The organism is Streptomyces sp. XY431 (genome assembly GCF_001279805.1).
GTDB lineage: Bacteria > Actinomycetota > Actinomycetes > Streptomycetales > Streptomycetaceae > Kitasatospora > Kitasatospora purpeofusca.
Map to the genome: position 1 here is coordinate 1 of NZ_LGDO01000505.1, position 21318 is coordinate 21318.

The following is a 21318-nucleotide window of genomic DNA, read 5'->3' on the forward strand; positions in this document are numbered from 1 at the left end:
GTCGCCGTTGAAGTCGCCTCCGAGCCATTGGGTGGAGTCGAGCCAGCCGCCGGCGTTGGTGGCCCAGTGACTGCGGGTGAAGCCGGTGCCGGTGGACAGGCTCACTGTCAGAGTGTTGGTGCCGCCGTTGTTCCAGATCGCGGCGACGTCGCTCCTGCCGTCGCCGTTGAAGTCTCCGTCGACCCACTTGGCTGCGTCGATCCAGCCGCCGTCGCGGTCGCTCCACTGGGTCCATCCGGGGAAGCGTGAGCCGTCGGACAGGAAGACCGCAGTGGACAGTTGACCCGCCGAGTCGGCCGGCGCACGGCCAGAGGCAAGAGTCAGGACGATGGTCACTGCCAGGAGCAAGCACCCGATGGTGCTCCGTGTCCGGTGCCTGGGCATAAGCCCTCCTTCAGCGGTCGCCAGCGAGGTGCTGCCGTGCGGCGCTGCGCGCGCTGGGCCATCCGGTGGACGCTTACAAGGAAAAGACAGGTACGTCCGCGCCGCAACCGCTGTCACGGGGGGCGACCTGTCACAGCGGTTGCGCGGTTGGTCACGGCATGGGGCGTCGGTGCGGGCATGGTCGGCGGTCGGGTGGCCGGTGCTCCGCCGGAGGAACTGATTGTCCGACCGGTCCACCGTAGTGATCCGGCCACTCCGGGACTGCGGGTCCGTGCTCCGGAACCGCCCGGAGGGGGCGGGAGCGGCCGGGCGGGGCACCGGACACCCGCGTGTCGGATGCGGCGCCACCGTCGCGCTCCATATCGTCGGGTGTCCGCCGAATCCGCCGAGTCCGCCGCAGGACCGACACCCGTGGGAGCGTCGCATGCCCGGCCCAGCACAGCAGCCGTCCACCCGCCCGGCCCGCCCTGCCGACCCGTCCGCCGACACGGCCGACGTCATCGTGGTCGGCGCGGGCCCCGCCGGCTCCACCGCCGCCTACCACCTCGCCCGGACCGGCCTGGACGTCCTCCTGCTGGAGAAGTCCGCCTTCCCCCGGGAGAAGGTCTGCGGCGACGGCCTCACCCCGCGCGCGGTACGGCAGTTGATCGATCTCGGCATCGACGTCTCGGAGTCCGCCGGCTGGCTGCACAACCGGGGACTGCGGATCGTCGCGGGCGGACACCGGCTGGAACTCGACTGGCCGGAACTCTCCGCCTTCCCGGGCTTCGGACTGGTCCGCCGCCGCGCCGACTTCGACGAACTGCTGGCCCGCCGCGCCGCCGCGGCCGGCGCCCGGCTGGTCGAACGGGCCAATGTGGACGGCCCGTTGCTCGACGAGCGGACCGGCCGGATCACCGGCGTCACCGCCCGGCTCGGCGAGGAGCGCCGCCCCGTCGCCTACCGCGCGCCCCTGGTGGTCGCCGCCGACGGCAACTCCACCCGGCTCTCGCTGGCGATGAAGCGCTACCGCCGGACCGACCGCGCGATGGGCGTTGCCTACCGCACCTACTTCACCACCCCGCGCCACGAGGACCGTTACCTGGAAGCCTGGCTGGACCTGCGCGACCCGTCGGACCGGGACCGCCGCCTCCTGCCCGGCTACGGCTGGGTGTTCGGCATGGGCGACGGCACCGCCAACGTCGGCCTGGGCGTCGTCGACACCGGCGCGGTGTCCGGCGAGGTGGACTGGAAGCAGCTGCTCCGCCGCTGGTGCGAGAACCTCCCCGCCGAGTACGGCTACCACCCCGAGGCCGTCACCGAACCCATCCGGGGCTCCGCCCTCCCGATGGGCCTCAACCGCCAACCCCACTACGCCGACGGACTGTTGCTGATCGGCGACGCGGGCGGCACGGTCAGCCCGGCCACCGGCGAGGGCATCGCCTACGCGATGGAGTCCGGCCGCTACGCCGCCGAGGCCGTCGTCCAGGCCCTGGCCCGCCGCACCGACCGAGGCCGCGACCTCGCCCTGCGCGCCTACCCCCAGACCCTCCGCGCCGCCTACGACGGCTACTTCGCCCTCGGCCGCCTCACCGCCGCCGCCCTGAGCCGCCCCCGCCTGGTCGGCGCCGCGGGCGCCGCCGGCCTCGGCAGCCCGGCCGTCCTGCGGGCCGCGTTCCGTCTGATGGTCAACCTGACCGAGCCCAACTCCCGCGACGCACTGGACCGCCTCCTCCACATCCTCGGCCGTCTCGCCCCGAGCAGCCGGGGCTGACCCCACCGGTCCGGCCCGGCCTTCGGCCCCGGCGCACCCCTTCGGAGGCGCGGGACCCGCAGGCCGGGCCGGACCGTGGTCAGAGCCTTCGACCGGCCCGGCGATCCTCGCGGAGCCGCTGCCCCGGAGTTCTCAGGGGCAGTACTGGAGGAAGTCGAGGCACTGCGACGCGTTGTTGTTCTTCAGCTGGTCGTTGAGGTTGGCACCGGTCAGGCGCTTGATGTACTGGCTCGGGCCGCTGTTGTTCGAGTTGAAGTAGACCGTCACGCTGTAGTTGAGGTTGAAGTTCCACGCCGACGCGGCGTTGTTCTTCACGTACGACCCGGCGCCGTTGCCCCCCGAGAACTTGTACCAGTTCGGAGCGCCGTAGTTCTCGGGGGTCTGCGAGTTGCCCCGGCCGTCCTCGAACGTGGCGCCCTTGAAGTCGGAGTTGAAGTAGAGGCAGAAGTCGCTCCCGCTGCACGTGCCCGGGTTCGGGGCGGCGGAAGCGGCCGGTACCGAAAACGCGAGACCGCCGGCGGCGAGCAGCGCCGCGACCCCGATCCTGATGTTCCCCGTGAGCTTCATGGACACCTTTCGGGTGCTCGAATCGGCACGTCGAACCGGATCGGGGACCGAAGTCCGGGCCGCCGGCGGCACGCTCGAATCGCGGTTCCGGCCGGCTCCGAATCGGCTGACGCCCCGGAGGTGGAAGTACGCCCGTCCCACCGGGCCCTGAGTATCATCAGACGGCGCCCCACCCCGGTCAAGGCTCCTGACGGCCACTCACATCAGTTGCACGGTAAGGAATACGGGGATATTCGACCTCTCCGTGACGTATGCCAACAGCACGACCGCTCCCGGACTCGGCGTCCATATCGGGCGAACGCGGACGCACCGCGTAGACGGGGCCACGGGAGCGGACGGCCGTCCGATCGACCGGAATGCCTGCGCATCACCAAGAAATCGGAAACAGCCCCGAAGGGACCGAATGCCGTGCCGCGCGGAAATCCGATGATTCGAGCGACCCTTCTTCTGGCGGGACTCGTCGCCGCGACGTCCGCGGCCTGCACGAGCGCGGGCGGACCGGGTTCGGGCCACGCGCCGGACTCCCCGGCACCGGATTCCCCGGCACCGGATTCCCCGGCACCGGCCGTCTCCGCTGCCGCCGTCCCGGAAGCGCCCGCTCCCGCCGTCCCGGACGTTCCCGTGCTCGTGAGCACCTCGGACCGGGCGCTCCCGGTCGAGAAGTACCTGGTCAACCCGGAGGAGAACGCGAGGATGGAGCGCGGCTGGGCCCGACTGGTCTCGACCTGCATGAAGAGGTTCGGGCTGGACTACGAGCCGCCGGTCCGCGAATCACACCGACGCACCGGCCAGACCGCGCACCGGTACGACCCCACCGACCCGGCCGTCGCCGCCGTCCGCGGGTACCACGGCGACGCCTCGGGGGACGGGTCTACGCCGCCTCCGGCCGAGTCGCTCTCCCCGGACGTGCGCCTCGTGCTCGGTTCGGGAAGCGGGGCGCCCCAAGCTCCGGGGGGTTCCCGGGAGGGGGTCTTCCGCGGGATTCCGATCCCCCCGGGCGGATGCGCGGGCGAGGCCCAGGAGGCGGTCAGCGCGGGCGGCGGCACGTTCCAGGACGCCCAGGTGGCCGTCGACATCAACTTCGGCAACTACCGGCGTTCGACGGCCGACGAGAGGGTCATGGAGGTGTTCCGGAAGTGGTCCTCGTGCATGAAGGCGAACGGATTCGACTACGAGACGCCGACCGCAGCCGCGAACGACCCCGCCTGGCACTCCCCGGCCCCCTCGGCGACCGAGCTGGCCACCGCGGTCGCCGATGTCCGGTGCAAGCGGGAGAACAACGTGGTCGGGGTCTGGTTCGCCGTCGAATCCGCCTACGAGGAGCGGGAGATCGGGGAGAAGCTGCCGGAACTCACCCGGGTGCGGGAATCGATCGACATCACCCTCCGGAACGCGGCGGCCGCACTGCTGCCCTGAGCGCCGCCGCCCCGGACCGGCCCCCGCCGCCGCCCCGCGCCCGCCGCCCCGCACCCGCCGCCGGCCGTGGCGAACACCGCGCCGTCGGCCGTCGGTTCACCCGGACGAGGCCTGGTCGTCGAACCAGGCGCGGCCGGCGGGGGAGAGGAAGGTGCGGAGGACGAAGGCGCCGAGGGCGATGCCGGTGAGGGCGGCGAGGGAGCCGGTCAGGAGGAGGAGGGCGGCGGTCGTCACCGAGAGGGCCTCGATGACGACCACGGTGGTCCTGGTCCAGCCCGCGCGGCGGGAGGCGAGGCCGGCGCAGGTCCCGAGCAGCAGGCCCACCAGGACGGAGGTCATCGCCATGAACCGCACCGGGGCGACCTCCCCGCCCTGGTTGCGGCCGAGGGCGGCGAGCAGCATGAGGCCCGCGAATCCGCTGAGTGCGGCGTGCACCCACACGCCCGCGACCGCCCATCTGACCGCCGGTGGCATTCGCCGCGCCGCCCACTGGTCCGTCATCGCTGACCACCCCCGGTCGTCGAGCGGCCCTGGCCGGTGGCCGGGCCGTACCGGCGAGGATCGGGGCCGGTCCGGCGGGCTGTCAATGGAACGGATGCGCTCCGCGTCGGCACGGTCACCGTCCGCCGCTGGTTGCGAGGGCTGTTCCGACCCGAGCTTGGGGGCGTGACTAGACGAGCCGCGCGCCCCCGGGAACCGGTCCGCGCGGGGGGCGCGTCACGGAGGCCACTGTTCCGCGAGTCGTCCTCGTCCGGTGCGGTGGTGCGGGCGGTGAGCGGGGTGATCATGGCTCGATCGTGGCACGGCCGGGCGCCGGTGCCGAGCGTATTCCGGACAGCTGCGAGTCGTCACCCGGAGTGACCGAACAGGGGGTGGTGCGCGTGCCGTCCGCGGTGGTCGCGCCGGGCGGAGCCGGGGGTGCGGGCCTAACCTGGAAGGGCGCGCCGGTGCGTGGTGCGGAACGGGAACGGTGGGCCATGACGGTCGTCTCGACGGCACTCTTCGGGGCCGGTTGGCGTGCGACGTCACGCGGTTCCGCCGCCCTGCTGCGCGAGTGCGCGGCACGGGGCTGGACGGTGGTCCTGACCGCCCCCGGCCCGAGCGGGACCCCGGCACTCACCGTGACCGACCCGGGCCGCGATCCGGTCCGGGTGGCCCTCGACCTGGTCGACGGCAAGCCGTCGCACGCCGTGTTCGTCGCCGCGAGCGCGCCCGAGGTCCGGGTCGCGCGGCTGGCCGGAGTGCCCTGTGTCGCGGTGCTCGGCCCCGGGGCCACGGCCGCGGAGGTGCGGGCGGCGGGTGCCGCCGAGGTGCACCCCGACGTCGCGACCCTGCTGTGTGTGCTGGACGACAGCCTGCTCGCCCGTCCGCGGGCGTTCGGCGACCGTCGCCCGGCCGCCTCCGTCGCCCTCGCGGGCCGGAGCGGTTAGCGCACCCCCCACCGGGCAGTCGCCCGGAGGGGATGTCGTCACCGGACGTGCCGGAGGTGACCGAGATGGACGGACCCGCGTTGAGCGGACGGGAGCAGCGGCTCCTCGCCGAGATCGAGTGCGATCTGAGCCAGGACACCCGCCTCGACCGGCGGTTGAGCACGATGGGAGCCGAACGGCCGCGCCGCTTCGGGAGCGCGCTGCGCGGCCTCGGCCGCCGATTGCCGACCGGCGTGCTGATGACGGCGCTGGTGATGGCGGCGCTGTGCCTCAGCATCGCGGTGCGCAAGCCGACGGCCGTCGTGGCGATCGCCACGGCCGCGGTGTGGGTCGGCAGCGTGATGATCGCGGCCGGCCTGTCGGTGGTGCTGCGCCGCCACCGGCGGCACCGCGTGGACCCGGTGGACGGCTCGCCGGACCGCGGGGAGCGCTGGGGCCGGGGGCCGTGGCCCGGTGAGCACCGCAGCTGGGGCCCGTACCGAGACCGGCGAGACCGGGGAGACGGTCGGACCGACGGCCCGGGGGACGACCGCGACGACCGGGGCCGCCGCGAACGCCGCCCGTGGGACCACCCGGAGGCGTGATGACCACCGACCTGCGGGAGTACCGCCCGGGCTCCCACCATGCCGCCGACCTCACCCTGGTCGGCTACGACGTCGAGGCGACGGACGGCCCGCTCGGCCGGGTCGAGCAGGACGCCGGGGACCACCTGCTGGTGGACACCCGGCCGTGGGTGCCGGGCGCCCCGGTCCTGGTCCCGATCGGGACGGTCGCCCGCGTCGACCACCTGGAGCTGGTCGTCCAGCTGGACTGCCCGCGTGCCCGGGTCCGCATCGCCCCGCCGCCCGCCGCGGTCGAACTGACCGGGGACGGCCCGGCCGCCGCCGACCGTGCGAACCGGTCCGGCGCGCGCGTCGGGAGCTGAACCGGTGCGAGCCGTGGCGGTGGGAGCCGAACCGGTGCGGGCCGTGGCGGTGGGAGCCGAAGCGGTGTGGGCCGTGACGGTGGGCCGGCGGCGAACGGGGTGGCCCGGATGCCGCTGACCGTCCTCACCGGCCGGACGATCGCCTTCCTGGTCGCCCCCGAGGGCGCCGAGCAGGTGGACCTGACCGTCCTCTGGCAGGCCGTGGCGGAGGCCGGCGGCACGCCGCGGCTGCTGTCCACCCGCCCCGGACTCGTCGACGCGTACCGGCACCTCGACCGGGCGGACGCCTTCCCGGTCGACGACGTGGTCGGCCTGGCACACCCGGGCGCCTACGACGGCCTGGTGCTGCCCGGGGGAGTCGCCAACCCCGACGTCCTGCGGCTGGACCGCGCGGCCGTGGCCCTCGTCCATCAACTGACCGCCGCCGGACGGCCGGTCGCGGTGACCGGCCACGGCGCATGGACGCTCATCGAGGCGGACGCGGTGCGCGGCCGCACCCTCACCTCCTGGCCGAGCATCCGCACCGACCTGGTGAACGCCGGTGCCTACTGGGTCGACGAACCGGTCCACGTCTGCCGGGACGCCCCCGGGCTGCTGGTCTCCGGCCGTGGACCCGGCGACCTGCCGGCCTTCACCGAGGCCCTGGTGACGGAGTTCGCGCACGCCCGGCCGGTCGGGGGCCCGCACCCGCCGTGGGCCGTCGCGCACGAGCCGGCCCCGTCCCGCCACACGGAGGCAGGGGCGGAGGCGGGCGCGGAGGCAGCAGCGGAGACGGAGGCGGAGCGGGACTGACGGCGCGGGACTGACGGCGCGGGCGCTCAGTCGCCGCGCAGGCGGACGAAGAGGGCCGTCGGCGGCCGGCCGGTCACGGTCACCTCGGCCCGCAGCGGGACGGTCAGCGGCCGGACGTCGCCGTACTGCGGATCGTGGACGGGCGCGCCGAGCCGTCCGGCCGCCAGCTCCGCCACCTGCCGGGACTGGAGCGGCGACAGCGGCGGGGAGGACAGCAGCACCCGGCCGTCGTCCAGCTCCAGAACCACCGCCCGGGGCCGCGCGGCCGGTCCGGTCACGGCGCGGACGGTGGCGTCCACGGTGTCGCCGCGCCGGTACTTCACCCAGACCCGGCCCGCCCCGCGCGGCCGGTACGCCGAACCGGCTGCCTTGCAGACCAGCCCCTCCACGCCGGTGTCGGCGAGCTGCTCCATCCAGGTCAGCGCCTCGGCCCGGTCGGTGGTCGCCAGGACCGGCTGGACCGGCGGCGGCACCTCGGCCAGCGCGGCCAGCAGCAACCGCCGCCGGTCGGCCAGCGGCAGGGAGCGGACGTCCCGGCCGGGCAGGGCGAGCACGTCGAAGGCGATCAGGCCCAGCGCCACGCCCTCGGCGGCCCCGTCCCGCCTGGTCCGCAGCAGCTCCTCGAAGGCGAACCGGCCACCGCGCCAGGCGACCAGCTCCGCGTCCAGCACCAGTCCGGCCGGCAGCCGGGCGACGGCGGCGGCGATCGGCGGGAACTCGGCGGCGAGGTCCCTTCCGGAGCGGGACTGCAGGAACGGCGGGCGGTCCGGACCCCGGGCGAAGGCCACGCAGCGGAAGCCGTCCAGCTTCAGTTCGTAGAGCACCCCGGCGCCGCCGAGGCCGTCCGCCGGCGGCACGGCGGGCACGGCGGCCGGGCGCATCACCTCCACCGGGGGCGTCAGGACCACCGGGTCGCGGTCGTCGGGGGGCGCGGCGGCGGAGGTCTCGGCTCCGGCTCCGGTTCCGGCTCCGGCTCCGGTGTTGGTCCGACGCGGCGCGGCCGTGGGCAGCGGCCGGGCCCGCGCCGGGTCGAGCAGCGGCCCGAGCGGATCGCCGTGGGCCGCCAGCCGCTCCGGCACCTCGGCGATCGTGAACACCAGCTCCGCCGCCGACCCGGCCGCGTCCAGCTCGGCCCAGGACAGCGGCGCCGACACCGTCGGCCGCTCCTGCGCCCGCACCGTGTACGGGGCGGCCGTGGTCTTCTTCGCCGAGTTCTGCGACCAGTCGACCAGCACCCGGCCGGTGCGGCGGGCCTTCGCCATGGTGTGCACGACCAGCTCCGGGCGGGCCGCCTCCAGCTCGGCCGCCAGCTCCTTCGCGTAGGCGGACACCTTGGCGCTCGGCGTCGGCTCCAGCGGCACCAGCAGATGGAGGCCCTTGCCGCCGGAGGTCTTCACCCAGACGTCCAGGCCGTCCGCCGCGAGCCGCTCGCGCAGTAGCCCGGCCACGGTGCGACAGGTGAGGACGTCCGCCCCCGCGCCCGGATCGAGGTCCAGCACCAGCCGGTCGGCCAGCCCGGGCGCGGCGGCGTGCCACTGCGGCACATGCAGCTCCAGACAGCCCAGGTTGACCACCGAGAGCAGCCCGGCGCCGTCCTCCAGCACCACCTGGCGCAGCTCGCCGCTGTTGCTCGGCACCTCCACCGTGCGCACCCAGTCGGGCGTGCCGGGCGGCGGGTTCTTCGCCACGAACACCTCGGCCGCCACGCCGTCCGGGCAGCGCAGGAAGGACACCGGGCGGTCGCGCAGATGCGGCAGCAGGGCGGTGTGGACGGCGGCGTAGTAGCGCAGGACCTCGCCCTTGGGGGTGCCGGTCCGGGGGTAGTAGACCTTGTCCAGGTGCGAGAGCGCGAGGGTGCGCCCGTCGACCGTCATCTGCGGCATCGCCGCCTCCGGGGCTGCGCGCGTTCCCGGGTCCACCGGGCCCGTCGCGGCCAGTCTGCCCGCGACGGGGGCGCGGCGCGAGCCGTCCCGGCGGGGCCCGCCGTCGGTGCGACGGCCGGAATAGGTGGTGCCCGGGTTCTGTTGGCCACCGGTGATCGCTGATGATCACCGGAATCCAGGGGGACGTAATGAGTGGACCGATCACCGCTGTCGCCAGACTGAAGGCCGCACCGGGGCAGGAGGAGCTGGTGCGGGCCCAGGCGCTGTCGCTGGTCGCGCCGACGCTGGCCGAGCCGGGCTGCCTGTTCTACCGCCCGTACCAGGACCCGCTCGACCCCGCGTCCTGGGTGGTCGTCGAACAGTGGGCGAGCCGGGCCGACTTCGACGCCCACCTCGCCGCGCCGCACATGGCCGAAGCCTTCGCCGCCGGCGCCACCCTGCTGGCCGGCCCGCCGGACCTCCAACTCCTCACCGACCTGGCCTGACAGCCGCCCGGGTGACCGGGACGGCGACCACCGGTGGTCGCCGTCCCGGTCAGGACAATTGGGCTCGGTCCGCTCCACCGTGACGGCGAGGTCGAACCGGCGGGCAGGTGTTCCCGGAGGCCCGCAGGCTGCATCGGAGCGAAACTGTTCGTTGTGATCTTGCGCAACGTCCACGGCCAGTCGGCCGGCCCTGGAAGAGGCATCTCAATACGGCGGTTCACCGATGCTGATTCAGCCGAGGAACTCACCCTGCTCCTGCACCGTGCATACGCCGCTCACGCAACGGCCGGCAGGGTCTTCTTCGCGTCCTACCAGTCCGTACAGGACACGGCAATCCGGGCCGGGAGGGGAGAGTGCTGGCTTGCCTTCCAGGGCGCTGAGCTGGTCGGGTCGGTGACAGTGGCAGCACCGTACGCGGTGCCTGCGGGATATCCGGCACCAGCCGACGCGGGCTCGTTCTGGCAGCTCGTTGTGGATCCCGCGTGCCAGGGGACGGGCCTCGGACAACGGCTGCTGACCGTGGCAGAGGACCGCATCATCGCTCTCGGGGCCGCGGAAGCGGTCATCGATACGTCGGTCGAGGCCGTTGAGCTGGTCGGCTGGTATCGCAGGCGGGGGTACGCACCGATCGGGACGTGGCGGTGGGACGTGACCAACTACGAGAGTGTGGTCCTTCTGAAAGACCTTGCCGCGGCAGGCCCAGAACGGTGAGAACGTGTGGTCGGCGTCTCCCGGCGGGGAGACGCCGACCGTACGCGCCAGCGGCCGGCCTTACTGGCCCAGGGCCTGGGCAGCGTCCCTGGCAGCGATGGTGAGTGCCTCGTCGAGGACCTCGGGACGGCGGCCACCAGCGCTGGCGATGGGCCCCTTCCCGCCGGCGCCGCCGCCGACTGCGCGGGCGGCGCCAGTGAGGAACTTGCTCGCCTGTGTGCCGGTGGCATGGAGGCTGGGGGTGACGGCGGCGGCGAGGAGGGCCTTGCCGTCGTGTTCGCTTCCGAGGACGACGACGGCGTGGTCGTTGCTCAGGAGGTCGGCGGTGTTGGTGGCCAGGGTGCGGAGTTCAACCGGGCCGACGCCGGTGACCCTCTCGGTGACGATCCGGCCGCCGGGGACAGGGCGGGCGGAGACAGCGAACTGCTGGGCCCGGGTTCGGAGCTCGGCGTCGCGAAGGCGGGCGAGTTCCTGCTGTGCGGCAGCAAGGGTGTCGAGGCGCCTGCGGAGGGTATCGGGGGCCTCCTGGGGGCGGGTGCCGAGGAGGGCGGAAAGTTCTTCGAGGAGGCGGCGTTCGGTGTCGTGGTAGGTGAGGGCGTCGCGGCCGGTGAGGGCTTCGATGCGGCGGAGGTTGGAGCCGATGGAGGCTTCGCCGAGGATACGGACGGGGCCGGCGTTGGAGCCGTGACCCACGTGGGTGCCGCCGCAGAGTTCGCGGGAGAAGTCGCCGATGTCGACGACGCGGACGTGGTCGCCGTACCTCTCGCCGAACAGGGCGGTGGCTCCGGCGGCCTCGGCTTCGGAACGGGTGGCGTGCCAGATGCGAATTTCCGGGTCGTCGAGGAGGTGGTCGTTGGCGAGGACCTGGATGGCGGCGAGCTGGGCGGGGTCGACGGCGGAGGAGTGGGCGAAGTCGAAGCGCAGGCGGCCGGCGTCGACGAGAGAGCCGTGCTGGCGGGCGTGGTCGCCGAGGGTACGGCGGAGCATGGCGTGCAGGACATGGGTGGCGGAATGGGAGCGGGCGACGGCGTCGCGTCGCGGGCCGTCGACGAGGGCTTCGGCCTGCTCGCCGCTGCGGATCTCGCCTTCACGGACGCGGACGGTGTGGACGTGGAAGCCTTCCAGGCCGAGCTTGGTGTCCAGCACATCCAGGAGCACGCCGGAGGCGGTACGGATGGTGCCGGTGTCGCCGACCTGGCCGCCGGACTCGGCGTAGAACGGACTGCGGTCGAGGACGAGTTCGACGGTGCTGCCCTGGTCGGTGCCGGGTACGACGGTGCCGTCGGAGATGAGGCCGAGGACGGTGGCCTCCGTGTCGAGGCGGTCGTAGCCGACGAAGTCGGTGCGGCCGTGGCGGGAGGACAGTTCGCGGTAGACGTCCTGTCGGCGCAGGGCCTCGGAGGTCTTGGCCTTTCCGCCGGCCTTGGCGCGCTTCTGCTGTTCGGCGAGCAGGGTGGTGAAGCGGTCCTCGTCGACGGTCAGACCGGCGTCGCGGGCGGCCTCGATGGTCAGCTCAACGGGGAAGCCGTAGGTGTCGTGCAGCTCGAAGGCGGTCTCACCGGTGAGGGTGGTGGAGCGGCTGTCGCGGCTTCGGGTGATGGCGGCGTTGAGCAGCCGGGTGCCCTGGGTGAGGGCGCGGGTGAAGGATTCTTCCTCGGCAGTGACGACCTGCTCGATGAGGCTTGCCTGGTAGGTGAGTTCGGGCCAGACGTCGCCGAGGTTGGCGATGACGCTGGCGGTGGCCGGGGCGAGGACGGGCTGGTCGATGCCGAGCGTGCGGGCGTGGCGGATCGCACGGCGCATCAGGCGGCGCAGGAAGTAGCCGCGGCCGTCCTTGGCGGGCAGCACACCGTCGGCGATGAGGTAGGCAATGGAGCGGGCATGCTCGGAGACGACCTGGAACGAGACTTTCTCCTCGCCTTCGGCGGAGCCGCTGCCCGGGTAGTCGCGGCCGGCGAGTTTCTGGACGGTGGTCAGGGTGGGTAGGAGGAGATCGGTGCTGCAGACGTTCTCGACGTCCTGGAGGATCGCGGCGAGGCGGTCGAGTCCGAGGCCGGTGTCGATGCTCTGTTGGGCGAGGTCGCCGAGGATCGGGAAGGTGCCGTTGTCGTCGTCCTCGCCGCGCATGGACTGCATGAAGACGAGGTTCCAGATCTCGACGTAGCGTTCGCCGTCGACGGCCGGTCCGCCTTCGCGGCCGAAGGCCGGTCCCCGGTCGTAGTTGAGTTCGGAGGAAGGACCGCAGGGACCGGGGACGCCCATGTCCCAGAAGTTGTCCGCGCCGAGGCGTTGGATGCGCTCGGCGGGGACGCCGATCTTGCGCCAGAGCTGTTCGGCCTCGTCGTCGTCCTGGTGGACGGTGATCCAGAGCCGGTTCTTCTCCAGGTTGTAGCCCTGGGTGAGAAGTTCCCAGGCATAGGCGATGGCGTCGGCCTTGAAGTAGTCGCCGAAGGAGAAGTTGCCCATCATCTCGAAGAACGTGGCGTGCCGGTTGGTGCGGCCGACGTTGTCGATGTCGGAGGTGCGGGCGCATTTCTGGATGGTGGTGGCGCGGGGGTACTCCGGTGTGACCTCGCCCAGGAGGTAGGGCTTGAACTGGTTCATGCCGGCATTGGCCAGCAGCAGGGTCGGGTCGGAGGGGATGAGCGGGCTGGACGGGACGTGGCGGTGGCCGCGCGAGGTGAAGAAGTCCAGGAAGGTGGAGCGGATCTGCGTCGAGCGCATGGCGATAGGGCCCTCACGGAAGAGTCGCGGAGAGGTGGGGGGTAATCACACGCCGAGCCGGGCCGAGAACAGGGACTGAGTGGTTCTCAGTTCTCCAGCTCGACGCAGATAGCTCGCGCCCCCACGGTGTAGACCATGACTCCGGTATCCGTCGTTCTGAGGTGGCGCAGCCGACAGCGACGCAACAATGCGCTGCGACTGCGCCACCAACAGTAGCGGCTCCGGGGTCAAGATCGCTTGGAGTTGTCCCCCTGACGGCCGATGCCGACAAGCAAGGGCAGGACGCCGTCAGGGGCGAGCTCGGGACGGGCGTCCCGGCTGTCGACGAGGACGCCGTCGAGGTCGAGGAGCACGGCCCGCTTCACGCGGCACCACCACCCGGGCGTGGCGCCGGCAGGTCGGCCTCGGTGAACAGCGAGTGCAGCGTGACGCGGTGATCGGCCAGCAGCGTCCGGCCGCCGAGTGGGCGTTCCAGGACACACAGCGCGTGGGTAACCGGTCCGCCCACCATCCGCAGGATCCGTGCCATGTGGAGCAGTTGGCCGCCGGAGCGGACCACATCGTCGATCAGGACGATGCGGCGGCCGTCGATGGGCAGGCCTTCGATCTGGTGGAACGATCCGTAGCCCTTGGGCTTGCGGCGCACGAAGACAGCGGGCAGACCGGTGGCGGCGGACAGCGCCACGACGAGGGGGATGCCGCCGAGTTCGATACCGGCGAGCACCTCAGCGTCGTCGGGAACGAGGTCAGCCATGGCGGTGGCGGTGTCGCGCAGGAGCGCGGGGTCGGAGGCGAGCCGGTACTCGTCGAAGTACGCGTCGAGTCGGCCGCCGTCGGCGAGCTTGAACGGGGCGTTGACGCAAGCGGTTTCGGCGAGCCGGGCGGCGAGGCCGGCCGACGGGGTGCGGGGGGTCATGTTCCTCCGATCGGAGTGGTGTCGAGCGCGATCAGGTGGGCGCGGAAGGCGTCGGCGGAATCGGCGGTGGCGAGGAATCCGAGCGGCCGGGTCGGGGTTTCGTACAGCCACCGTTCCTCTCGCAGGAAGGCGAGCAGGCGCAGGGCCGACGCGCCCGCGAGACAGACCGGTACGGGCCGGATGGTGGTCGCGTAGTAGAGGGCGGCGGTCAGCTCGTGGAGGGTGCCGGCCCCGCCACCCATGGCGACGACCAGGTCGGCGTTGTCCAGGTAGTGGTTGAGGCGGGCGCCGGGGTCGGGCACGTGGACGGACAGGGTGGTGTGCGGGTTGAACGCGCCCCACTCGTCGTGTTTGCCGATCAGCGTGACGGCGGTGACCGTGGCTCCCTGGCCTGCGGCTCCGCGGGCAACGGCCTCCATGAGCCCGTTGTAGCCGCCGTGCAGGAGCTGGTATCCGGCCTGGGCCATGGCCCGGCCGATCTCCTCGGCCAGTGTCTCCTCCTGGGCGGAGGCGGGGACGACGCCGCCGAAGAAGACGGCGGTCAGGCCCTCGCGGGCCCGGCTGGCGGCCGGGCCCGCGAGGTGGAGTGCGTTCATGCCTGCTCCTGGTAGGTGCGGTAGGCGGCGACGGCGTCGTGCAGGCCGTCGAGCGCCTGCGGGCAGGCCCGCTCGGTCAGAGCGAGCACCCGGTCGATCGCCTCGGCGACGTCGGCCGCCTCCGGGATGGCCGGGCCACTGATCGCGGCGTCCAGGTCGGCCAGGCAGGCGCGGCCGATCGGGGTGACGGCGATCTCCTCGCGCAGCTGGTACCAGCCCCAGAATCGTGAGGCGGGGGCCAGGGCGGTCTTGATCAGGTCCTTCGTGGCCGTGTGCAGCCGGTGCCACTCGGAGTACGCCACGAACCGCTGGCCGCGCTTGATCCGCTTGTGCAGGAGAACGGCCAGCACCAGGTGCTCGATCAGCAGCTCGGCGCAGGAGCGCGGCCGGGCGATGAAGGTGGCGGCGAAGCTCTCGGCCGCCGCGACGTCGGGCGCGGCGACCGGGCCGGGCCGGCGGTCGAGGAGGACGGCGGTGTTGACCGTCTCCTGCAGCCGCGGAATCCGGGAGGCCGGTGCGACGTAGAGGTCGATCTGGTGGAGCTTCCCCTCGTCCGGGACGAGGAAGACCATCCCGACGCCGCCCAGGTCGGCGACGATCGTGTCGCGCCAACCGGGCAGCAGGGCGCCGGCCTCGACCGGCATCAGGGTGTCCAGGGCCTCGACGAACGACGGGAACCGGGCATCGTGGACACCGGCGACAAGATCGACGTCGGACAGGCGGTCGGCTGTGCCGTGGGCCAGCGACCCGCGGACCATCAGATGGGTCACCGCTGGGGAGGTGGCCAGGATGTCGGCGAGCTTCGACAGCAGCGGCAGCTGCGCGGGCCGGTTGGCCTGGGTGATCGCCGCCAGTTGCAGGGTTGGCATGTGCTTCTTCCTTTCGCGCGTAGGTGCGGCTGGGATCAGGCGGGGATGGCGAGCAGGCGGCGCTTGGCGGTCTCCCAGCTGGCTGCGGCCGCCATGTCGCCGAGGGCGGTGTGCAGTTCGGCGATGAGGTCGTAGACCGTGCCCTCCGGAAGGGCGTAGGTGTAGAAGAGTCGAAGCAGCATCCGCTCGGCCGCCTCTGTGTAGCCGAGGGTGGCCATGTTGCGGGCGCTCTCCAGCCGCGTGGCCAGGGCCGTCCGGTCGGCGACGGGCAGCGGCTCCGCAACCACCGGGCTGAGCGCGGGGCGGCGGGCCAAGTGCCGGTAGGCGTCGTCGGCGTACACGTCGGCGATCAGGTGGATCCGGTCCGGGCCGAGCAGGTTGCAAACGCCGTGGGCGTACGTCGGCGTGAGTCGCCAGATCCGCCCGCCCGCCATGTGCACCTTGGTGCCGCCGGTTACCAGGAAGGCGGACCTGTTGGTGTGAAGCGGGACGTGCAGCCGGTGCCGTTCGACCTGGTCGAGCTCGTCGTAGTCGCGGTGCTCCCAGAGGAAGGCGTTGCCCTCCAGCCGGGCGAGCCGCACCCACATGAAGTCCAGGCCGAGGTCGGCCAGGAATGCGGCGGTGGCCGGCATCCGGCCCAGCAGGTCGGTCGGCCGGGCGGCGCAGTCGCCGATCGTCACGTCGGCGGCGTCGCCGGAGGCGTTCATCAGGGACGTGGTCCACCAGCCGCCGGACTGGTAGGCGCCGTACTCCGCCCTCCAGGGGGCCTGGACGGTCAGGGCTTCGTGGCGCATCCGCTCCAGGTGGGCGGAGTCCACGGCGTCCAGCTGGGCGATCTGCCCGGCCAGAGCGGTCAGGGTGCTGTCCATTGGTTCCCTCCCGTTGCCGGCTCGCGGCATGGCCAGCCGGAACGCACGTGGTGCTGGACGGGTCGACAGGGCGCCGATCCCAGCGCCCTTGATCTCACGCTTCGCTGTCGGCAATACACGGACAGCGAGGTGGTGTTCAGGATGACGACGCCAGGTGCGGCACCGATACGACGCGGCCACCGTCACCGTCCCGCCGTCCCGAGGGGTGAGCCATGCCGGTGCGCGTCATGACTGCCGTCACGGCCACCGTCATCTGGGTCGAGACGACCTCGAACGGGTTTCCTGTCGAGCGACCACGGCTATCGTCATAACAGACGAACTCGGCCGCTACGCCGCCCTCGGACAGGGCGCCATCGGCAACGTCCGCGGCACCACCAGCGTCTGGCTGGCCTGTCTCTCCGCCCGCGCCCACTCCCTCCTCGGCGACGGCGAGGCCACCCGCACCGCCATCCAGCAGGCCGAGGAGGCCCGCGCGACCGCCGAACCCGATGACCTCGACGCCTTCGGCGGCATCATGACCTTCCCGCTGCCCCGCCAGCTCTACTACGTCGCCGAGGCCACGGTGCAGCTCGGGGAAGACGCGGCCCTCGGTGAGAGCCGGTCCGAAACCGCCGTCTCCGCCTACCGCAACGCCACCGAGGACGAGTGGGCCTTCGGTGACCAGGCAGGCGCCCAGACCGACCTCGCCCTCGCCCGCATCGCCTGCGGCGAGATCGAGGGCGCCGCCGAGGCCGTCCGCCCCGTACTCGACCTCCCCGTCGAGCAAAGGAACTTCGGCATCGTCAGCAGCGCCCAACGCGTCCACGCCGCCCTGCACGGCGCCGGCCGTCGCAGCAGCGGCGGCGCGGCGGCCGGTCTGCGCCAGGAGATCGAGGCCTTCACCACCACCCCCACCTCGGCCCTCGTCCGGTGATCCCGCGGATAGGCTGGGCAGCCATGACCCCACTCCGCCTGACCGGCCCCAACCTGGTGCTGCGCGAGGTCGAGCCCGAGGACACCGGCGACCTCCTGGCGATCTACGGTGACCCCGAAGCCACCCGGCACCTCAGCTTCGAACCCCGCAGCCGCGAGCAGGTCGACGCGATCACTGCCCGCTCCATCGACTCCGCGCACGCCACCCCGCGTACTGAGTACTGCCTGGCCGTGACCCGACGCGGTGAGCACCGGTTGATCGGCTACGCGCGCCTGGCCACCGAGCCGCAGCAGGCCGCCACCATCGGCTTCGCCCTCCACCCGGCCGCATGGGGCAAGGGCCTCGGCACCGAGACCGTCCACCTGCTCTGCGCCCTGGGCTTCAACGTCCTCGGCCTGCACCGCATCTGGGCCGCCCGGGCACCGCTCAACGCGGCCTCGGCCCGGACCCTGCTCCGGGCCGGGATGACCGAGGACGGCCGGATCCGGGACCACGTCTTCGTCCACGGGGCGTGGCGCGACTCGATCACCTACTCGATCCTGGAACACGAGTGGGAGCCGATCGGCGGCCTGGTTACCGACGGCGCCGCTGAATCCGATCGCGGACCCAGCCCGGCAAGGTGATCCCGTGCTGCCCGAGCCGCACATCGTGATTCCCGGTATCGCGGGGTTCGCCCGCCGTCACAACGAAATGAACGCGGCGAACAGAAACAGGGCGGAGAAGCCGGCCAGGAACAACGTGAGGCAGCCGTAAAGCCACGGGTTGGCGGGCCCGTCGAAGCCGGGGATGACGATCAGTTCGGGCCGGCGGGGGTGGTAGGCGACCTCGACCTGTTCACCCGGGCTGAGCGGGCAGAAGCCCGGCATGCCGGTGGCGCTCTCCGCCAGCACCGTCCTGCCGTCCGGGAGGGCGAAGCGGATCACCGGGTGGTGCTGGAGGTCTCCGTCGCCGTCGGTGTCGGTCCGGATGTGGTCGACCTCGCCGACGGCGCGCGCGCCGTGATTGCGTATTCGGTGCACCCGGACGGTCTCCCGTGCGCCGTAGCAAGCACCGAGGCCGAACAGGCAGCCAAAGCCGACAACCACAACGTTCATGGCCGGAGTTTATGCTCGACTGCTCAACTGATCGGCCGGACAAGGCCCGGTCGGGACCAGGCTGCCGAGGACCAGTCCAACTGATCGTGCCGCACACAGGGCCTCCCTGGCACGGGCCGCCCCGCTTCGGGCGACCGTCCCGTCTCCCCCGGGGGCGGGCGTGCGCTCGCCGAGGCCCGCGCAGGGGCGGCAGATGCCCGGCCGCGGTACGGGGTCGTGGCACGGGGCGCACTCGGCGTACCGGGCCGGCGCGAGCCGTACGACGGGCTGCACGGGCGGTATCTTGCGTTCCAGGCGGTGGCGGAGCACCGCAGCCGCCGAGTGCACCGGGGTGGGCAGGCCCGGCAGAAGGGCTTGGGCGAGGTCCGCCCGGGTCGCGCCGCGCTCCAGCCACCGTGCGACGAGGGGTGCGAGTTCCTCGGCTTCGGCCTGTCCGAGCCGCAGGCGCGGCTCGGGGCGGATCACCCGGAACAGCGTGGCGACCGCCTCGCGGACCTGTTCGTCCGGCACCGTCATGGGCTGTTGGGCGGTCTCCTCCTGCTCGGCGGGGAGGGAGGTTTCTTGCACCAGGTCCTTTACAAGGACGTCAGTACCACCGGCGGTCGCCGGACCGGAGACCGGACGGGTGACACCCGGAGCCGTTGGCTGCGGAGTGTCGTAGACGTGGGTCTCGGTGATGATCGTGCCGTCCGGCATGCGGATTCTCTCGACCCGGTAGAAGCCCGCCTCGGCCAGTTCCTTCAGGGCCTTGCGGATCGCACCTCGGCCCTGGGGGCTGGTGTCGGCCATGTGGCGGCCGTCCTCGCGCCAGCCGTCGGGTCGGGAGAGGAGGTCTGCGAGCAGGCCGCGGGCGGTGTAGGAGAGCCGTCGGTACTGGAGTACGGCGTTGGGCAGCACGGTGAAATTGCGCACGTGGGCGCTACGATGGACGCGCATCGGGAGTTGTAGCTCCTGTTGCCGGACCCCGGGGTGTTGGTAGCACCGCCGGGGTCGCCTATTTTCGGTTGGACCACGGAACGTAGCACACAGGCTGTTCGGGGATCGACGTGATCGGCGAGCGATCACCACCGCACTCGATCCGGTCTCTCCTGGCCTCCAAATGGCAGGATTCGAAGTGCAGTTGGTGCGTTGTCGCACTGCCGACCGGACAGCGTGTGCGGCGTGGCGCCAGGCGGTACTGAGCCTCCGAAGGTCAGGGCCCGAGCAGGGCGAGGGCGGTGCGGACCAGGGTCTCGTCGGTGGCGGGGTCGCGTTCGCCCGCCACGTCGGAGCGGAACAGGGAGGCGCCCTCGATCAGCATGATGAACACCCCGGCGCGGGCGCGCCGTTCCTCCTCCGGCAGGTCGGGGTGGCGGCGGGCGAGGAAGGCGGTCACCTGGTCCCGGTAGTCGCCGTAGAAGCCGCGGACGGCCGCCGCCACGGTCGCGTCCCGGGCGGCCAGTGCCCACACCTCGACGAACAGGCGCATCAGGCGGGCGTCCTCCTGCTCGGCCAGCAGCGTGGTGACCACTCCGGCGGCCGACTCGGGGGCGCTGGGGTCGGCGGAGAGCAGGGGCGCCAGCCGTTCGGCCGACCGCCGCAGCACCCGCTCCAGTACGGCGCCCACCAGGTCCGCGTGGGTGGGGAAGTAGTACTGGAGGTGGCCGAGCCGTACGCCGGCCGCCGCGGCCACGGCCCGCATCGTCCACTCCGGTCCGCCCTCGGCGACCAGGACCTCCTCGGCCGCGTCCAGCAGGGCCTCCCGCCGTTCCGCGCCCTTCCGCCCCCGCCCTCGTGCCGGGGTGGCGGACGGGTCGGGCGAAGCGTCATCGGTGCCCCGGTCGGGTGTGGTGCTCATGCAGCAGCATCCAAGCCCGGAACGGAGCTGATGTCGACCGCGACCCCCAGGGCGGCGAGGTCGGCCACCACCCGGCCCGGCCGGGGGGTCTGCTCCGGGAAGGAGACGCCGGCCGGTGCCGCCGCCGCGCCGTCCGAGCCGAGGGCGCGGCGGAGGGCGAGCAGGCCGCCGACGGCGGTGAGGTGGGCCTGGCCGGCCCGGTCCTCGACGACCGCGGTGAGGGTGCGGCCGGCGTGCCCGACCTCGACGCGCAGCAGTGCGGTGCCGCCCGCGCCGGGGGAGTACAGCAGGGCGCGGCGGGCGGACTGCCAGCGCTCGCCCCGGCCCCAGCGGAAGAAGCCGGTGTGCTTGGCGGCCAGCAGGGCCCGGGTGCTGAGGTCGGAGCTGAAGCCGATCCGGGTGGTGGCGGTCGTGGTGCCGAGGGTGAGCGGCAGGGTGAACTGTTCGGGCGTGTCGATCCGGGCGACCCGGGTGGGGTGGTCGCCGATCCGGACGGTGTGCGCCTCGGTCAGCGGGGCGACGGTGCGGCGTCGGCCCTCGCTGATCACCTCGTAGTCCAGCCCCAGCCGGTCCATGAACTCCACGGAGTCCGCGCCAGCCCGGTCGGCGAGGTCCCAGCGGATCGCGGTCTCGACCCGGTCCGCCCCGCCGAGGCGTTCGGCCAGCGCGGCCGCGACGAGTCCGACCACGCCGCCCATCCAGGCCGAGGAGAGCAGCACCGGCGCGGTGGGGCGCAGCAGCGCGGCCACGGTGGCGGCCCGCTGGAGCCGGACGGTCCAGCGGGTGACGTCCACGTACGGGACGCCGGCGCGGGCCGCCGCCCGCAGCACCCGGTCGTCGGGGTCGTTGACGACGCCGACGACGGCGCTCACCGCCGCGCTGAAGGGGGCGGGGTCGGCGAGGTCCCAGCGGCGGACGGCGGCGTGCGGGGCGCCGCCGAGTTCGTGGACGAGGGCCGCGCCCCGCTGCTCGGAGCGGCCGGTGAGCAGGACGGGGCGCTCGGCCGCGACCAGACGGGCGAGTTCACCGCCGACCGTCCCGTAGCCGCCGACCAGCAGGACCGGTCCGCGGGGGTCGAGCGTGAGGAGGTCGAGGCGGTCGTGCTTGTCGGTGTCGGGGGTCCGGGTGTTCTCCGAAGTGGTCATACGCAAAAA

23 protein-coding genes and 2 pseudogenes are annotated in these 21318 nt (G+C 72.9%); 10 read left to right on the forward strand and 15 right to left on the reverse strand.

Annotation, left to right across the window (positions count from 1 at the left end; translation table 11 throughout):
- A pseudogene (locus tag ADK60_RS36550) lies at positions 1-336 on the reverse strand (hypothetical protein); the annotation flags it as partial.
- 472 nt (positions 337-808) lie between these two features.
- Here ADK60_RS36550 and ADK60_RS36555 point away from each other — a divergent pair.
- A complete protein-coding gene (locus tag ADK60_RS36555; RefSeq protein WP_053651127.1) occupies positions 809-2137 on the forward strand; it encodes a geranylgeranyl reductase family protein in 1329 nt (442 codons plus the stop codon).
- Positions 2138-2269: 132 nt separating this feature from the next.
- On the opposite strand, the gene ADK60_RS36560 is transcribed toward ADK60_RS36555, so the two are convergent.
- Entirely contained in the window at positions 2270-2704 is a 435-nt protein-coding gene (locus ADK60_RS36560; RefSeq protein WP_053651128.1) for a peptidase inhibitor family I36 protein, read from the reverse strand.
- 627 nt (positions 2705-3331) lie between these two features.
- Between ADK60_RS36560 and ADK60_RS36565 the strand changes: the two genes are divergently transcribed.
- Positions 3332-4120 carry a hypothetical protein gene (locus tag ADK60_RS36565; RefSeq protein WP_159400725.1) on the forward strand — a complete coding sequence of 263 codons (789 nt, stop codon included), beginning with the start codon at positions 3332-3334 and terminating at the stop codon, positions 4118-4120.
- A gap of 96 nt (positions 4121-4216) precedes the next feature.
- On the opposite strand, the gene ADK60_RS36570 is transcribed toward ADK60_RS36565, so the two are convergent.
- The gene (locus ADK60_RS36570) at positions 4217-4621 is read right to left on the reverse strand and encodes a hypothetical protein (RefSeq protein ID WP_159400726.1); all 405 of its coding nucleotides are present in this window, start codon (positions 4619-4621) and stop codon (positions 4217-4219) included.
- 476 nt (positions 4622-5097) lie between these two features.
- Here ADK60_RS36570 and ADK60_RS36575 point away from each other — a divergent pair, with 476 nt between their 5' ends.
- From ADK60_RS36575 to ADK60_RS36590, 4 genes are all read left to right on the forward strand, one after another.
- Positions 5098-5550 (forward strand): hypothetical protein, encoded by a 453-nt coding sequence (locus ADK60_RS36575; RefSeq protein WP_053651131.1) that lies wholly within the window; start codon positions 5098-5100, stop codon positions 5548-5550.
- Positions 5551-5615: 65 nt separating this feature from the next.
- Positions 5616-6134, forward strand: coding sequence for a hypothetical protein (locus ADK60_RS36580; protein ID WP_159400727.1), 519 nt, complete (start codon positions 5616-5618; stop codon positions 6132-6134).
- Positions 6134-6475, forward strand: coding sequence for a hypothetical protein (locus tag ADK60_RS36585; RefSeq protein WP_053651133.1), 342 nt, complete (start codon positions 6134-6136; stop codon positions 6473-6475). Before ADK60_RS36580 ends, ADK60_RS36585 begins: the two co-directional genes overlap by 1 nt.
- Before the next feature lie 108 nt (positions 6476-6583).
- A complete protein-coding gene (locus ADK60_RS36590) occupies positions 6584-7267 on the forward strand; it encodes a DJ-1/PfpI family protein (protein ID WP_079009003.1) in 684 nt (227 codons plus the stop codon).
- Positions 7268-7293: 26 nt separating this feature from the next.
- Here the strand turns inward: ADK60_RS36590 and ADK60_RS47230 are convergent, their stop codons facing one another.
- Entirely contained in the window at positions 7294-8148 is an 855-nt protein-coding gene (locus tag ADK60_RS47230) for an ATP-dependent DNA ligase (RefSeq protein WP_234371450.1), read from the reverse strand.
- Between the two features lie 123 nt (positions 8149-8271).
- Positions 8272-9150, reverse strand: a pseudogene (gene ligD / locus ADK60_RS47235) (non-homologous end-joining DNA ligase); the annotation flags it as partial.
- Between the two features lie 188 nt (positions 9151-9338).
- Between ligD and ADK60_RS36600 the strand changes: the two are divergent.
- Together ADK60_RS36600 and ADK60_RS36605 are read left to right on the forward strand one after the other, a co-directional pair.
- The gene (locus ADK60_RS36600; RefSeq protein WP_045941811.1) at positions 9339-9635 is read left to right on the forward strand and encodes a putative quinol monooxygenase; all 297 of its coding nucleotides are present in this window, start codon (positions 9339-9341) and stop codon (positions 9633-9635) included.
- Between the two features lie 153 nt (positions 9636-9788).
- A complete protein-coding gene (locus tag ADK60_RS36605; RefSeq protein ID WP_053651134.1) occupies positions 9789-10346 on the forward strand; it encodes a GNAT family N-acetyltransferase in 558 nt (185 codons plus the stop codon).
- A gap of 60 nt (positions 10347-10406) precedes the next feature.
- Here ADK60_RS36605 and alaS read toward each other — a convergent pair whose 3' ends face one another.
- The 6 genes from alaS to ADK60_RS36630 all read right to left on the reverse strand — a co-directional run bounded on the left by alaS (position 10407) and on the right by ADK60_RS36630 (position 16320).
- Positions 10407-13070: an alanine--tRNA ligase gene (gene alaS, locus ADK60_RS36610; protein WP_053651135.1), complete on the reverse strand. Its 2664-nt coding sequence runs from the start codon at positions 13068-13070 to the stop codon at positions 10407-10409.
- A 227-nt stretch (positions 13071-13297) separates the two neighbouring features.
- Positions 13298-13435, reverse strand: coding sequence for a hypothetical protein (locus ADK60_RS45340; protein ID WP_159400728.1), 138 nt, complete (start codon positions 13433-13435; stop codon positions 13298-13300).
- A complete protein-coding gene (locus ADK60_RS36615; RefSeq protein WP_053651136.1) occupies positions 13432-13986 on the reverse strand; it encodes an orotate phosphoribosyltransferase in 555 nt (184 codons plus the stop codon). Before ADK60_RS36615 ends, ADK60_RS45340 begins: the two co-directional genes overlap by 4 nt.
- Positions 13983-14582: an SLOG cluster 4 domain-containing protein gene (locus ADK60_RS36620; RefSeq protein ID WP_053651137.1), complete on the reverse strand. Its 600-nt coding sequence runs from the start codon at positions 14580-14582 to the stop codon at positions 13983-13985. The genes ADK60_RS36615 and ADK60_RS36620 overlap by 4 nt, the downstream gene beginning before the upstream one ends.
- The gene (locus tag ADK60_RS36625; protein WP_053651138.1) at positions 14579-15451 is read right to left on the reverse strand and encodes a hypothetical protein; all 873 of its coding nucleotides are present in this window, start codon (positions 15449-15451) and stop codon (positions 14579-14581) included. Before ADK60_RS36625 ends, ADK60_RS36620 begins: the two co-directional genes overlap by 4 nt.
- A 35-nt stretch (positions 15452-15486) precedes the next feature.
- Positions 15487-16320, reverse strand: coding sequence for an aspartyl/asparaginyl beta-hydroxylase domain-containing protein (locus tag ADK60_RS36630; RefSeq protein WP_053651139.1), 834 nt, complete (start codon positions 16318-16320; stop codon positions 15487-15489).
- A gap of 154 nt (positions 16321-16474) precedes the next feature.
- Here ADK60_RS36630 and ADK60_RS45345 point away from each other — a divergent pair, with 154 nt between their 5' ends.
- The gene (locus ADK60_RS45345; protein ID WP_053651140.1) at positions 16475-17233 is read left to right on the forward strand and encodes a hypothetical protein; all 759 of its coding nucleotides are present in this window, start codon (positions 16475-16477) and stop codon (positions 17231-17233) included.
- Between the two features lie 23 nt (positions 17234-17256).
- Positions 17257-17856 carry a GNAT family N-acetyltransferase gene (locus ADK60_RS36640; protein ID WP_053651141.1) on the forward strand — a complete coding sequence of 200 codons (600 nt, stop codon included), beginning with the start codon at positions 17257-17259 and terminating at the stop codon, positions 17854-17856.
- Positions 17857-17913: 57 nt separating this feature from the next.
- Here ADK60_RS36640 and ADK60_RS36645 read toward each other — a convergent pair whose 3' ends face one another.
- From ADK60_RS36645 to ADK60_RS36660, 4 genes are all read right to left on the reverse strand, one after another.
- Positions 17914-18327 carry a DUF3592 domain-containing protein gene (locus ADK60_RS36645; protein WP_107094812.1) on the reverse strand — a complete coding sequence of 138 codons (414 nt, stop codon included), beginning with the start codon at positions 18325-18327 and terminating at the stop codon, positions 17914-17916.
- A 9-nt stretch (positions 18328-18336) separates the two neighbouring features.
- Positions 18337-19239 (reverse strand): hypothetical protein, encoded by a 903-nt coding sequence (locus tag ADK60_RS36650; RefSeq protein ID WP_234371447.1) that lies wholly within the window; start codon positions 19237-19239, stop codon positions 18337-18339.
- Between the two features lie 280 nt (positions 19240-19519).
- The gene (locus ADK60_RS36655; RefSeq protein ID WP_079009000.1) at positions 19520-20164 is read right to left on the reverse strand and encodes a TetR/AcrR family transcriptional regulator; all 645 of its coding nucleotides are present in this window, start codon (positions 20162-20164) and stop codon (positions 19520-19522) included.
- Positions 20161-21309, reverse strand: coding sequence for a saccharopine dehydrogenase family protein (locus ADK60_RS36660; RefSeq protein WP_053651144.1), 1149 nt, complete (start codon positions 21307-21309; stop codon positions 20161-20163). Before ADK60_RS36660 ends, ADK60_RS36655 begins: the two co-directional genes overlap by 4 nt.
- Positions 21310-21318 lie beyond the last annotated feature (9 nt).